The 12,141-nt window shown below is 59.0% G+C and carries 12 protein-coding genes and 1 tRNA gene; 8 read left to right on the top strand and 5 right to left on the bottom strand.

Annotated features, from left to right (window positions below; all coding sequences use genetic code 11):
* Window positions 1–75: 75 nt before the first annotated feature.
* Window positions 76–264, top strand: a complete 189-nt coding sequence (locus AC2TAD_RS01240; protein WP_170751314.1) for a hypothetical protein — start codon at window positions 76–78, stop codon at window positions 262–264.
* Between the two features lie 2 nt (window positions 265–266).
* Here AC2TAD_RS01240 and AC2TAD_RS01235 read toward each other — a convergent pair whose 3' ends face one another.
* Genes AC2TAD_RS01235 through AC2TAD_RS01225 form a run of 3 tightly spaced genes read right to left on the bottom strand, consistent with a single transcriptional unit; the run spans window position 267 to window position 2,494 of the window.
* Window positions 267–983: an RlmE family RNA methyltransferase gene (locus AC2TAD_RS01235; RefSeq protein ID WP_353389861.1), complete on the bottom strand. Its 717-nt coding sequence runs from the start codon at window positions 981–983 to the stop codon at window positions 267–269.
* A 49-nt stretch (window positions 984–1,032) separates the two neighbouring features.
* Window positions 1,033–1,368: a hypothetical protein gene (locus AC2TAD_RS01230; protein WP_480865592.1), complete on the bottom strand. Its 336-nt coding sequence runs from the start codon at window positions 1,366–1,368 to the stop codon at window positions 1,033–1,035.
* A 13-nt stretch (window positions 1,369–1,381) separates the two neighbouring features.
* Window positions 1,382–2,494 carry a Ppx/GppA phosphatase family protein gene (locus AC2TAD_RS01225; protein ID WP_480865591.1) on the bottom strand — a complete coding sequence of 371 codons (1,113 nt, stop codon included), beginning with the start codon at window positions 2,492–2,494 and terminating at the stop codon, window positions 1,382–1,384.
* 241 nt (window positions 2,495–2,735) lie between these two features.
* On the opposite strand from AC2TAD_RS01225, the gene AC2TAD_RS01220 reads away from it, so the two are divergent.
* The 5 genes from AC2TAD_RS01220 (at window position 2,736) to AC2TAD_RS01200 (ending at window position 6,149) form a co-directional block, all read left to right on the top strand.
* Window positions 2,736–3,032 carry a virulence factor gene (locus tag AC2TAD_RS01220; protein WP_170354240.1) on the top strand — a complete coding sequence of 99 codons (297 nt, stop codon included), beginning with the start codon at window positions 2,736–2,738 and terminating at the stop codon, window positions 3,030–3,032.
* Window positions 3,033–3,058: 26 nt separating this feature from the next.
* Window positions 3,059–3,985, top strand: coding sequence for a methylenetetrahydrofolate reductase (locus tag AC2TAD_RS01215; RefSeq protein WP_480865590.1), 927 nt, complete (start codon window positions 3,059–3,061; stop codon window positions 3,983–3,985).
* A 9-nt stretch (window positions 3,986–3,994) separates the two neighbouring features.
* On the top strand, window positions 3,995–5,056 hold the full coding sequence (locus tag AC2TAD_RS01210; RefSeq protein WP_170354238.1) for a methyltetrahydrofolate cobalamin methyltransferase: 1,062 nt from the start codon (window positions 3,995–3,997) through the stop codon (window positions 5,054–5,056).
* Window positions 5,057–5,181: 125 nt separating this feature from the next.
* Entirely contained in the window at window positions 5,182–6,009 is an 828-nt protein-coding gene (locus AC2TAD_RS01205; RefSeq protein WP_480865589.1) for a polyphosphate kinase 2 family protein, read from the top strand.
* A gap of 66 nt (window positions 6,010–6,075) precedes the next feature.
* Window positions 6,076–6,149: transfer RNA gene (locus AC2TAD_RS01200), tRNA-Gly, on the top strand.
* Window positions 6,150–6,151: 2 nt separating this feature from the next.
* On the opposite strand, the gene AC2TAD_RS01195 is transcribed toward AC2TAD_RS01200, so the two are convergent.
* Together AC2TAD_RS01195 and AC2TAD_RS01190 are read right to left on the bottom strand one after the other, a co-directional pair.
* Window positions 6,152–7,009 (bottom strand): class I SAM-dependent methyltransferase, encoded by an 858-nt coding sequence (locus AC2TAD_RS01195; protein WP_480865588.1) that lies wholly within the window; start codon window positions 7,007–7,009, stop codon window positions 6,152–6,154.
* A gap of 18 nt (window positions 7,010–7,027) precedes the next feature.
* Window positions 7,028–9,073: an ASKHA domain-containing protein gene (locus AC2TAD_RS01190; RefSeq protein WP_480865587.1), complete on the bottom strand. Its 2,046-nt coding sequence runs from the start codon at window positions 9,071–9,073 to the stop codon at window positions 7,028–7,030.
* Between the two features lie 217 nt (window positions 9,074–9,290).
* Between AC2TAD_RS01190 and guaB the strand changes: the two genes are divergently transcribed.
* Both guaB and AC2TAD_RS01180 read left to right on the top strand, forming a co-directional pair.
* A complete protein-coding gene (guaB, locus tag AC2TAD_RS01185) occupies window positions 9,291–10,739 on the top strand; it encodes an IMP dehydrogenase (protein WP_480865586.1) in 1,449 nt (482 codons plus the stop codon).
* A gap of 73 nt (window positions 10,740–10,812) precedes the next feature.
* A complete protein-coding gene (locus AC2TAD_RS01180) occupies window positions 10,813–11,970 on the top strand; it encodes an RsmB/NOP family class I SAM-dependent RNA methyltransferase (protein WP_480865585.1) in 1,158 nt (385 codons plus the stop codon).
* Window positions 11,971–12,141: the final 171 nt, after the last annotated feature.

The following is a 12,141-nucleotide window of genomic DNA, read 5'->3' as shown; positions in this document are numbered from 1 at the left end:
CGGCCATTTTAGCGGCAAATTTCACCTGTAACAGGACGGGGCGGGTAGAAAACCCGTCGTGTTAAAAGGTGCTCCATGTCCGACAAACCGGTCCATACGTCGCAACTGCAACGGCCACTTTCCCTATCCCAACGGATCGAGGATCTGCGAACGCGCAAGCCGGAATACTTGAACCATGGTGAGGCGCTGTTGATGCAGGGGATTGCTACAGCGTCACTGCGTCAACAGGTACTGGCGGGTGATTTTATTTCGCTCGAAGATTAAGGTCAGCCACGAAAGCCTGTTGCTACAACAAATTTTTCGGAACTGTCCGACCGTGAAGCGGGCGGTTTTACGTTGGCGACCTTGTTGAACTTCTGTTTTAGCAATTTTTGCAAGTCGCCTTCTGCGCCCCCGGCAAGCACCTTGGCCACAAAGGTTCCACCTTCCTCAAGGACATCAAAGGCGAAATAGGCGGCGGCCTCGCACAACGCCATGATACGCAAATGGTCTGTCTGCTTGTGCCCAGATGAGGCTGCGGCCATGTCCGACATGACCACATCGGCCTTGCCGTCCAACCACTCTTTGACCTTGTCGTCCGCGTCGTCTTCCATGAAGTCCAAAACGTGGGCGATCGCACCTGCGACCGGTTCGACCTCTTGCAGGTCCACACCCAGAACTGTTCCGATGCGCTTACCGCTTTTCTCACCCAGCGCATTCACTCGTTTGACGGCGACCTGCAGCCAGCCGCCGGGAGCACAGCCCAAGTCAACGACACGAGCGCCGGGGACCAAAAAACGGAATTTGTCGTCCAGTTCCAATATTTTGAACGCCGCGCGCCCCCGATACCCCTCGGCCTGCGCACGCTTGACATACGGATCGTTCAACTGCCGCTCGAGCCAGCGGGTCGAGCTGAGTTTGCGTCCTCGGGCGGTTTTTACCTTAACCTTCAGATCGCGTTGTCCGCGTCCCGAGTTGCTTTTTCCAGTCGGTGTTTTGGCCATGTGTGGTCTCCTGAAGACTGGGGGCGTTTACCGGCTTGGTCTAGGGTTATCAAGTTGATCCTGTCGGTGCGTCCATCAATAGCAGATCTGGCCAAGGAGAAGAAACACCAAAGCCCAGCCAGCCCAGACAGTTTGCCCCCGTGGACAAAACGGAGGACTTCGGTACATCAGGGTGCGAAACCTCGTTCAAAAACGCCAGCGCATCCAGACCTTGGTTGTAGGGCACTGACAGCGCAATTCCCCCTATGGCCAGTGCATAATGCGGTAGGGCGTTTGCAATCTGAAAGCCGGGGCAGAACACGTCAAATCCGGCTGCTTCCAGACAACAAATCGTGGTTGCTGCGGTCGATGTGCGATAGGCTAGGGCAACGACGGTCAGCGGCATCGAAGATATGGTCCTAAAAAGGTCCGTCTTCCAACACACCGTCCGCGCTCATTTGCGCGTACAGCAGACCTTCGCGAAGTCCGCGATCGGCTACCGAAAGACGGTCGGTGGGCCAGCAGCGCAGCAACGCCTGCAAAATGGCCGAGCCCGACATGATCAAAGCCTGTCGGTCATCGCCGATCCTTGGGTCACGGCGCCGTCCCTGAGGACCAAGCTCCAGATACCCGCGTATTACCTTGTCAATCTGATCGCTGGTCATACGCAGACCGTCCACTTTGGTTCGGTCATAGCGCTTTAATCCCAGATGTGACGCGGCAACAGTTGTAACCGTTCCGCTGGTGCCAACGATCTGGAAGCCTTCTCGTGTCTGTTCGTCCTTGTAAGGGGCAAAATCTGCAAGGTTTTCCTCGAAAAACCAGCTCATAAGAGCAAAGCGGGCCGAGTCGTCTTCGACATCGTTGAACTGATCGCGCAGGGTTGCGACACCCAAGGGAACACTGATCCAGTCCACAACTTTGGCAGACGGAAAGGGGTTGTCGGCGGTTTGAAACCCGTGATGCAGTCGCATGATCGTTGCGGGCCTATCGCGGCGCAACACCGAAGAAAGGTCGATCCACACAAGCTCTGTCGAACCGCCGCCGATATCAACGACCAGCAACTGCTCGGTCTTGGTCGACACAAGTGGCGCGCATGAGATAACGGCTAGACGGGCCTCTTCTTCGGGCTTGATGATCTCAAGGGTCAGGCCGGTTTCCCGTTTGACCTGTCGGATGAAATCGCGCGAATTCTTTGCGCGGCGGCACGCTTCGGTGGCAACCAGTCGCATCCGTTTGACTTTGTTACGTTTCAGCTTCTGCTGGCAGATGCGCAATGCCTGAATGGTGCGAGCCATCGAAGACCGAGACAGCCGTCCGGTCCGTTCGAGCCCCGCGCCAAGCTGCACGGATTTCGAGAAACTGTCGACCACATGAAAGCCGCTGCCCTTGGGCTGGGCGATCAACATGCGACAACTATTTGTACCCAGATCCAGCGCTGCGTATAGCGCATCGGGATCGGGCCTTGCCGGCGCGGGGCTTTCGACCGCTTTCGGGAACGCGCCCGCACCTTTGGGACGCTTGGGCGCCATTCGTAACGCCCTCCGATTTTCGAGTTACCCCGACCATAGGTCGCGTGTTCTGATCGCGCAAGACACTCATTATAGTGATGAGAATTTTGATATGCGTGAACGTTGAACTATTCGTTACAAACCCGCTATCCCATCGTGAGCCAAAAGGTCGTTTGAAATACGCCTTGTGTCGAAAACCGACCGACTTGTGCCCATATAGAAGTCTAGAACCGGTCCATCTGGTTAGGAGGAATCAACAGCGATGCCTGACGTCACCATCGTATACTGGCGCGATATTCCCGCCCAAGTCATCGTCGGCAAAGGCCGGCGGGGCGCAAAGCGGCAATTGGAGGAACGGTTCGAGCAAGCCATCGACCGGGCGGCCATGAAGGTGAACGCCAAGGATAGCGATGCCTACCTGGCCGAATGGCGCAAAGCCGAGCCTTTTGCGGTTGAGGGCGATCCGTCCGACATTGCCGAGGCCGAGGCAGCGCGCTTGGAAGCTGAATATGATCAGGATCGCATCAAAGCTCTGATCGCGAATGATGGTTGGGCATGAGCCCGAGATCTTTATGGGAGGCCACGATGGCTCTGTTGAACTTCAAGAAACGTGCTGCCGTCGAAAACGGCCCTGTGAACCCGACCGTCGAAGCCTTTTTGCAGGGCTACTCGATTGAAGTGATGCCCCGCACCGCCGAAAAGGTCGAAGACTTCAAAGCGCTGCTGCCCGAAGGCACCCGCGTCTACATCGCTCATATCGAGGGCACGCCCATCGAGGACATGGTCAAAACGGCCAAACGTCTGGCCGATGACGGCTATCCGGTCATGCCGCATTTTCCTGCGCGGATCATCAAGGACGCAGCCATGCTGGAAAACTGGATTTCGATGTATCAGGGCGAAGCAGGTGTTGAGCAGGCTTTGCTGCTGGCTGGCGGTGTCGAAAAACCACATGGCGATTTCGAAAGCTCAATGCAGTTGCTGGAATCTGGCCTGTTCGACAAAGCTGGTTTCAAACGCCTGCACGTGGCTGGCCACCCCGAAGGCAACAAGGACATCGACCCTGACGGCTCGACCAAAAATGTCGATGACGCGCTGCGCTGGAAACAGAAATTCAGCGAAACGACGGATGCCGAAATGGCGCTGGCCACACAGTTCGCCTTTGATGCCAAGCCGATCATTGCATGGGCGGATGGCTTAAAAGAGGCGGGCATCGACCTGCCGATCCATATCGGTATCGCGGGCCCGGCCAAGCTGCAGACTCTGATCAAATTCGCTATCGCGTGCGGCGTTGGCCCCTCGCTGAAGGTGCTGCAGAAGCGTGCCATGGACGTGTCCAAGCTGCTGTTGCCCTATGAGCCTACCGATGTTCTGACCGAGTTGGCCAACCACAAGGCGGCCAACCCCGATTTCAACATTACCAACGTACACTTCTTCCCGCTGGGTGGCATCAAGACCAACGCCACCTGGGCGATCAATAACGGTGGCGCTTCGGCAAAGCCTGCAAACTCCTAAGGAACGGATATGACCCGTACAGTCGTAGAATCAAAAACAAAAACCGCCGTTCTGGGCTTTGATGAACCGTTCTGCGTGATCGGTGAACGGATCAATCCCACCGGCCGCAAGAAACTGGCTGCGGAACTGGAAGCGGGCGATTTCTCCACTGTCGAGAAAGACGCCATCGCGCAGGTTGCAGCAGGGGCAACCGTTCTGGATATCAATGCGGGCGTCGTCTACAACTCGAACCCCAACCCGAACGAGACCGAGCCACCGCTGATGACCAAGATCGTCGAGCTGGTGCAGGGTCTGGTCGATGTGCCGCTGTGTATCGACAGCTCGGTTCCTGGTGCGCTTGAGGCGGGACTTGAGGCGGCTGAAGGCCGTCCGCTGCTGAACTCGGTCACGGGAGAGGAAGAGCGTCTGGAGCTAGTGCTGCCGCTGGTCAAGAAATACAACGTACCAGTTGTGGCGATCTCGAACGACGACACTGGGATTTCCGAAGACCCGGATGTGCGGTTTGCCGTGGCAAAAACCATTGTTGAACGGGCTGCCGATTACGGGATCCCCGCCCATGACATCGTGGTTGACCCGTTGGTCATGCCGATCGGTGCGATGGCGACCGCTGGCCAGCAGGTGTTTGCTCTGGTCCGTCGTCTGCGCGAAGAACTGGGCGTGAACACCACCTGCGGTGCGTCCAATATCTCGTTCGGTCTACCCAACCGTCATGGCATCAACAACGCGTTCCTGCCGATGGCGATGGGCGCTGGCATGACTTCGGCGATCATGAACCCGGTGGCCTTGCCGGTTGGCCCCAAGAAACTGGCTGAAAAGAAGGCCGAGGTTGAAGCCAAGGGCATAGTTCTGCCAGCGGATATGGACGATGAGACCTTCTGCCAGTTGTTCGGACTGGGCTCGACCCAACCGCGTGCGGGTAAGGAAATGGAGGCCATCCGCGCCGCCAATCTGTTGACCAACAATGACCCGCATGGCGGGGCTTGGATCAAATTCAACAAGTCGCCTGAAGAAGCCGCTGCAGCCGGTGGGGCAGGTGGCCGTCGCGGCGGTGGCCGCCGGCGCCGCGCCTGATCTGTCGGGAACGACCTTCAAGGCCGGGCCAAGTGCCCGGCCTTTTTCGTTTTGACACCGATCAAGGCTGCTTTCGGTCGTTATTGCGACACTGCCCATGATTATTACCAGATCAGGGCATTGAAATGACCATACACTTTCCTCCGAAACTGGCCGAGGCCGATCTGTCGCTGCGGTTGGGCAAGAAAGAATATTTCGAAGAGCTGGTCGATCTGCAGGCGCAGCTGGCACTGATTCAGCAGGCATTTCTGTTTCACGGGCTCAAGGGCGTGTTGGTGTTCGAAGGCTGGGACGCGGCGGGCAAGGGCGGCACGATCCGCCGTATCAGTCAGGCTTTGGACCCGCGCAGTTTCAAGGTCTGGCCCATCGGGGCACCCCGCAATTATTATCTGAACCGTCACTACCTGTTGAGGTTTTGGGAGAGGTTGCCGCCCGAGGGCGCGATCTCGGCCTTTGACCGCAGTTGGTACGGGCGGGTCCTGGTCGAGCGGTTGGAAAAGTTCACGCCGGAACACCGCTGGCGTGCCGCCTATGCCGAGATTAACGATTTCGAACGGATGCTGGTGGATGACGGAACGCGGATCGTAAAGCTGTTCTTTCACATCTCACCCGAGGAACAGATGGCGCGGTTCACTGAACGACTGCGCAATCCGATGAAACGCTGGAAACTGACCTATGAGGATTTCCGCAACCGCGAACGCTGGGCCGAGGCCGAGGTGGCGGTGGATGAGATGTTGGCGCGCACCTCAACGGAAATCGCGCCGTGGCATGTGATCCCGGCCAACAACAAGAAATACGCGCGGATCAAAGCGATGCGCGCGATTGTTGATGCGTTCTCGGACGGGATCGACCTGAACCCGCAGCATCTGGATCGGCGCACGCTGGACGCGGCCAGCGAGGCCTTGGACGTGGAACAATCGTTGATAGACAGCCTGCGTGCCCGTACGGAATAATCGCGTGTTAGTCTGCGGAATGGCGCTTGCGGTCTGGTCGCGCGGGATGTTATCCCGATCCAAGCGGCGGGTATGGTGAAAAGGTATCACACGAGCTTCCCAAGCTCTTGTTACGGGTTCGATTCCCGTTACCCGCTCCAGATCAGCCCGGCCTGCGTGCCTGAAACAGATTTATCAGGGCCGGTATTGCAACAACATCTCCAGCGACATAGGGCCTGAACTCCTCGGCCACAGCCTGCCGAATTGCAGAGACATCTTCCGGCGTTCCGTCGAAATGGGCGATCACCCGTGCGGCGGGTCCGATCCGCGTACATAGCGCTGCGCTGTCTTCAAGCGTGCCTCGAACGAGCAGGGTGAGGGGTACGGCATCGACAGTGATGTCGGTCAGGCCAGCCTCGGCCAGCAACCCGCTGACTCGATCCTGATCGTGAAATGCCAAAGGGCCGGGGGCATTGCGGTCGACCTTGGGCGGGGTGCCAAGCCGTTCGGTCGCTGCGATATGGGGCAGGCGGAACCACGGGTTGCCAGATAGCGGCCCCCAAGCGGCGAAACACATCCGACCGCCGGGTTTCAGCGCGCGCGCCATGTTGGCAAAGGCGGCTACGGTGTCCTCAAAGAACATCACCCCAAAGCGCGAGATCATGATATCGCGGTCGCCCTCCTCAAACGGATGGGTCTGCGCATCGGCGAATTGAAAGCCAATATTCGCGTGCCCGTCTGCCAGCGCGCGCTCGGCGGCGCGATCCAGAAAAGGCTGCGAGACATCGGCGGCGAGAACATGCCCATCCGGACCAACAGCCTGCGCCGCCAGAACCGTGCTGGCCCCTGTGCCGCAGCCGATATCCAGCACGCGCTGCCCCGGTTGCAGGGCGGCGCGCTCTAGCACCAGATCAAGGACCGGGGCCAGAAGCGCATCCATCTGGTCCTCATAGGTCAGCCATTTCGCACCCGAGGGGGAGTTGCCCCAGAATTCGGCCTGTTCTTCGTTTGCTATGGTCATGGTGCCTCCTTCCGGGGACTATGACCTGCGGCGACGGCGACGGCCAGATTTTTCCTCATCCCCACCGCCAGTGTTGAACGAGGGTGAGGGCAGCGTGACCACCTGCGCCAGTTCCGGGAACGGGTCGGTCTTGTGCGGGATAGCGTTGGCGGCGACGAAATGGTCCTGAAACTTGGGCTCGATGGCGGTTTCGACCTTGGTGATCTCGCGCACAACGCGTTCGATTTCCTTGCGCGATCCGATGTTGCACAGCGCGATCCGCGCGCCGGTGCCAGCGGCGTTGCCCGCGCTTGAGACCTTGTCCAGTGGTGCGTCGGGGATCATGCCCAGCACCATCGCGTGTTTGGTCGAGATATGCGCGCCAAACGCCCCGGCCAGAACCACGCGATCCACGGCGTCGACCTTCATCTCGTCCATAAGCAGGCGCGCACCGGCATAAAGCGCCGATTTCGCCAGTTGGATGGCGCGGATATCGCCTTGGGTTACGGTGATACGCGGGCCGCCTTCGGCGCTCGCATCGTGGATCAGATAGGAATGCGTGCGGCCTTCGGGGATGCAGCGCGCGGTGCCGGTTTGTTCAGCCGAGCCAATCAGGCCGCTTTCATCCAGCAGTCCGGCGATACGCATTTCGGCAACAGCCTCGATAATGCCCGAGCCACAGATGCCGGTGATCCCGGTGGTGGCGATATCAAGATCGAACCCGTCCTCATCGGACCACTTGTCCGACCCGATGATGCGGAAGCGGGGTTCCTTGGTGACGGGATTAATTTCGATGCGCTCAATCGCACCGGGGGCGGCGCGTTGGCCGGAACTGATCTGCGCGCCTTCAAACGCGGGGCCCGTGGGCGAGGAACAGGCGAGCACGCGTGTGGTGTTGCCCAGCAGAATTTCGGCATTGGTGCCCACATCGACGATCAACACGAGGTCTTCGGACTTGCCGGGTTCCTCGGAGAGCGCAACGGCGGCACAGTCGGCGCCCACATGTCCCGCAATACAGGGTAGGATATAAACCTGCGCGCGCGGGTTCATCTTAGTCAGATCCATCTCACGTGCGGGCAAGGACATGCTCTCGGATGTGGCCAACGCGAAGGGGGCCTGCCCCAGCTCGACCGGGTCCAGACCCAGCAGCAGGTGGTGCATGACCGGGTTGCAGACGAAAACCGTCTCCACGATCAGCGCGGTGTCGATCCCGGCCTCCTCGGCGATGGAGATGGTCAGATCGTTGATCGCCTCGCGCACCGCGCGGGTCATTTCCTGATCACCACCGGGGTTCATCATGGCGTAGGACACGCGGCTCATCAGGTCTTCACCAAAGCGGATTTGTGGGTTCATCAGGCCAGACGAGGCCTTGACCTCACCGGTCTCCAGATCGGTCAGGTGTGCGGCGACCGTGGTTGATCCAAGATCGATGGCCAGTCCGTACAGCCCTTGTTCATGCAGGCCGGGCCAGATTTCCACGATCCGTGCGACCTCATCCTTGTGGCCTTTGTGGACGGCTACCGTGACCTCCCATTTGCCTTTGCGCAGCACCGGTTGCAGCTTGGCCATCAGCGACAGATCGGCGGTGACGGCCTCAATGTTCCACTGCTGGCGCAGGGCGCGTTCCAGCCGCTCCAGATCTCCGGTGGGCGAGTGCATGTCGGGTTCCTCGACCACCACGAAATACAGCCGCGTCGCCGGGTCCATGGTGATGGCGCGTGCGGCAGCCGCTTTGCGGACGACCTGACGATGGACCTGAGACTCAGGCGGCACGTCGATCACGATATCGCCCTGAACCGTCGCCTGACAGCCCAGACGGCGGCCAGGCTTAAGCCCGCGTTTGTCGTCATAGCGTTGTTCGACCGCGTTCCATTCGCTCAGCGCGTCCTCAGATACGGTGACACCGTGCTTGGGAAACTCACCATAGCTGGGCGTGATCTGGCACTTCGAACAAATCCCGCGTCCGCCGCAGACCGAATCCAGATCGACACCCAACTGCCGGGCGGCGGTCAGAACCGGGGTGCCAACGGGGAAATGCCCGCGTTTGCCCGAGGGGGTAAAGACAACAAGGGGGTCGGTGGTCATGTCGGGCCTGCCTTTTGTATTCGCGCGTATGCCGGGGAAGATATGGGTTTGTGCGCAAAGGGAAAGGCCAATCAGCGGCAGGTTTTGCGCAACTTGCGTCGTTTTTCAGCGTGGCATCGGCTCGCATTGGACAACTAGTTTAGGTCAGGGGCTTTTCCTTAGCTGCAATCCATGTCATAGGGTCGCCGTCAAACGGGGTTTTGCATGGGGTTAGCAGATGCAGATTCGTGAGGCACTCACCTTTGACGACGTACTTCTGGTTCCGGGCGCATCTTCTGTGCTGCCCGCAACGGCGGATACGACCACGCGTGTGACGCGCGAGATTACCATGAACATTCCGCTGCTCAGCTCGGCGATGGACACAGTGACCGAGGCGCGAATGGCGATTGCTATGGCGCAGACCGGAGGGATCGGTGTGATCCACAAGAACCTGACGACCGAGGAACAGGCCCGCGAAGTGCGCCGGGTCAAGCGGTTCGAATCCGGTATCGTTTATAACCCCGTGACATTGCGCGCCGATCAGACGCTGGCCGACGCGCAGGCGCTAGTCGAGCGGTACAACTTCACCGGCTTCCCTGTGGTCGATCCTGATGGTCGCGTCGTGGGTATTGTGACCAACCGTGACATGCGCTTTGCGACCTCGGACGACACGCCGATCCACGCGATGATGACCACCGACAATCTGGCAATGCTTCAGGAGCCGGCTGATCTGGAAGAAGCCAAAAGTCTGATGAAGGCGCGCCGGATCGAAAAGTTGCTGGTCGTAGATGGCGCAGGCAAGCTGACCGGCCTGCTAACCCTGAAAGACACCGAACAAGCGGTGCTGAACCCCACCGCCTGCAAGGACCGTCTGGGTCGTTTGCGCGTTGCGGCGGCAACCTCGGTAGGCGATGCGGGGTTTGAGCGGTCGGAACAGCTGGTGGATTCGGGCGTCGACATCATCGTTGTGGACACCGCGCATGGCCACTCGCAAGGCGTGCTGGACGCGGTGCGGCGGGTGAAAACCCTGTCGAACGAAGTGCAGATCATCGCGGGAAATGTCGCCACGGGCGACGCGACCAAGGCGCTGATTGATGCCGGTGCAGATGCGATCAAGGTGGGGATCGGGCCGGGCTCGATCTGTACCACGCGGATGGTGGCCGGTGTGGGTGTGCCGCAGCTGACGGCGATCATGGATTGTGCCTCGGCTGCAGGAGACGTTCCGGTGATTGCCGATGGCGGCATCAAGTTCTCGGGCGATTTCGCCAAGGCGATTGCGGCGGGGGCGTCCTGCGCCATGGTCGGTTCAATGATCGCGGGCACCGATGAAAGCCCCGGTGAGGTTATTCTGTATCAGGGCCGCTCGTTCAAATCCTATCGCGGCATGGGCAGCCTGGGCGCAATGGCGCGTGGCTCGGCGGATCGCTATTTCCAGAAGGACGCCGCCAACGATAAGCTGGTGCCCGAAGGGATCGAGGGGCAGGTGCCCTATAAAGGGTCTGCCAGCGCTGTTGTGCACCAACTGGTCGGCGGTCTGCGCGCAGCCATGGGATATACCGGCTGTGCCACCGTGGAAGAGATGCGCAGGAACTGCAATTTCGTAAAGATCACTGGCGCAGGGCTGAAAGAAAGCCACGTGCATGACGTGCAGATCACTCGTGAAAGCCCGAACTATCGGGTGATGTAACCTGCTTTAAATTGCATTGCGGCGTCCCGTTCGGGCGCCGTTTTGTGTTTCTACAGACGCATGGGACGAATTTATGACCCCCGCAGCCCGCTTTCAGGCCTCTATTGAAATCCTTGACGAAATTCTCAGGGATGTTCCGGTCGAAAAGGCCCTGACAGGATGGGCGCGGCGCAGCCGTTTTGCCGGCTCCAAGGACCGGGCGGCTGTTCGGGATCACGTGTTCGGAGCGTTGCGGTGCAAGCGGTCTTTCGCGGCGTTGGGCGGGGCCGAAACTGGTCGTGGCTTAATGCTTGGGGCCCTGAGGGCGGCAAAGAGTGACCCGAGCGATCTGTTCACGGGAGTTGGGCACGCCCCTTCGCCCGTTGGTGAGGACGAAACTGGGCGCGCATTCCTGTCTGACGCCGAACAATACGACATCCCCGACTGGTTGTGGCCAGTGTTTAAAGCCTCTTTGCAGGACCAGGCAATCAACGTAGCGCAGGCCTTGCAAACCCGCGCTCCGGTGCATTTGCGTGTCAACCTGATCAAATCGGATTCGGATCGCGCGATTGCTGCGTTGGCGGCAGATGGTATCACTGCCCGCGCGCATGACGCCTGCGACACGGCGTTGGAGGTTCTGGATGGCGCGCGTAAAGTCGCCCAGAGTCAGGCATTTTTGACTGGGCTGGTCGAATTGCAGGACGCAGCCAGTCAAGCCATCGTTGCCGATCTGAATTTGCAACCAGGTCAGCGCGTTTTGGACTATTGCGCGGGCGGAGGTGGAAAATCACTCGCCATTGCGGCGCATGCCGGGGTCGAAGTTTTTGCTCATGATGTTAATCCTGCGCGAATGAGAGATTTGCCTGATCGGGCCGAACGCGCAGGGGCGAAAATCACAATCCTGACGCCTGATGCGGTGCGGTCGCAAGCACCTTTCGATGTGGTGCTTGTTGATGCTCCATGTTCGGGCAGCGGTTCCTGGAGACGCGTCCCGGCAGGAAAATGGGCTTTGACCCCGGAGCGTCTAAAGGAGTTGAGCGCGCTGCAATTAAGCATTCTCGAGGCAACATCTGGTTTTGTTTCCCCGGACGGAACGTTAGCTTATGCGACCTGTTCTATGCTGAACCCGGAAAACCAAGAAGTCGTTGAAAATTTCCTCGATTCGCATTCCGGCTGGAACATGCCCTATCAGAAATTGTGGCTCGCAGCACACGGAACAGACGGTTTCTTCACCGCACACTTGACGCGGTAGTTTTGATAAAAATGGCAAGCATAGGTAGAGTGGCCGCGATTTCGTTAAGCGGTCTTTAACCTTATTTGGGCTTACTGGCGACAGGCCCAACGAGCTGAGTTCTTAATGACTGAAGTTTCAAGTTTTTTGTCGGATCCTTCCATAAGGAAATCTCCGATTCCACTGCGACTG

Source organism: Ruegeria sp. HKCCD7628 (assembly GCF_057221005.1).
Note: the sequence above shows the minus strand (reverse complement) of the source record. Positions and strands in the feature narration are given on the sequence as shown.